The following is a 1,435-nucleotide window of genomic DNA, read 5'->3' as shown; positions in this document are numbered from 1 at the left end:
TTGAAGTGACCCCCGAAAGTTAGACAGGTCGTTTCATTAGGCAGCCTCTAGGGTATGAGCCCGGTATTGTACTGGGCTCATACCCTTTAATTTTGCCTTAATTCTTTTATGGTTATAGTATTCTATATACTTTGCTAATTCTTGTTTGAAATGTGTTATATTTTCAAATTCTTTTCGATACAGAAATTCCGATTTCATGATACCGAAGAAATTTTCAATAACGGCATTGTCATAACAGTTTCCTTTGCGAGACATACTTTGAGTTATGCCACAATTCTTAAGAGAATGACAGTATTGTTTCATTTGATAGTGCCAACCTTGATCAGAGTGAATGAGGAGTTTATCCGGATCGGTTACACAATAAAGTGCTTGGTCCAACATTGTTGAAACAAGGGAATAGGTCGGTCTGGGGCCAATTGTATACGTGATAATTTCACCATTAAATAAATCCAACATTGGTGATAGGTATAACTTCTCCCCAAATAATTTAAACTCCGTAATATCTGTAACCCACTTTTCATTTGGTTTTTCAGCTTGAAAGTTGCGATTTAAAATATTTGGCGCAATTTTCCCAACTGTCCCTTTGTAAGAGCGATATTTTTTCATACGAACCAGACATTTTAACCCTAATTCTTTCATAAGGCGATACACTTTTTTATGATTTACTTTGTGTCCACGATTCATGAGTTCATCACGAATACGACGATAGCCATAACACCCATCGTGTTCATTATAAATAGCTTGAATCAGTTCTTTTACCTCCGCATTTGGATCAGGACGATTAAAACGTTTCATCCAGTAATAGTACGTACTACGTGGAATGTTTGCGAGTTGAAGTAACTCCTTGATAGGAAATTCATGCCTTAACTCGTAGATTACTTGCGCTTTGTCTTGTTTGGTGATTTTTCTTTGTTTTGAACTAAGGCATTCAACTTTTTTAAATATGCATTTTCCATACGTAAACGCTCATTTTCCGCTTGTAAGGCTTCGATTGATCCTTCATCTACTGGTTTTATTTTTTTATCTTTCATGGTTGGACGCCCCTTTTTCTTTAATTGTAGGGCATCCAATCCTCCTGTTTCATAAGCTATTTTCCATTTCCGAAGTGTTTCATAAGACGGTATATTGAAAAGTGCCGCTGTTTCTCTGATAGATGTCCCGTGTTCATTCATATAATAAAGTACATCTAGTTTATACTGGGCTGGGTAGATTGTATAGCACTTTTCAAAGGCCTTTTCACCTGAAGACTCATATCGTCTAATCCACTCACGAAGTACGCTAGGGTTAACTCCTATAGATTTAGCAATTATTTTTCCACTTTCTGTACCATCTAAATATCGTTTCACCGCTTGGATTTTTTCTTTTGAAGAAAATTTAGCCATAAAAAATGCACCTCCAATTGTTAGACTGTGTCTAACAATTGGGGTGCACTTCA

General features: G+C 36.4%; 1 protein-coding gene. It reads right to left on the bottom strand.

Annotation, left to right across the window (positions count from 1 at the left end; all coding sequences use genetic code 11):
* Positions 1–36: 36 nt before the first annotated feature.
* Positions 37–1,382, bottom strand: a protein-coding gene (locus GBN78_RS29685; protein ID WP_097919213.1) for an IS3-like element ISBth10 family transposase whose coding sequence is annotated in 2 segments (ribosomal slippage) — positions 37–941 and positions 941–1,382 — 1,347 coding nt in all. Because the reading frame shifts where the segments join, the coding sequence is not laid out codon by codon here.
* Positions 1,383–1,435 lie beyond the last annotated feature (53 nt).

This window comes from Bacillus sp. B2-WWTP-C-10-Post-4 (genome assembly GCF_009183805.1).
Lineage (GTDB): Bacteria > Bacillota > Bacilli > Bacillales > Bacillaceae_G > Bacillus_A > Bacillus_A cereus.
This window is presented reverse-complemented; position numbering and strand designations above follow the sequence as displayed.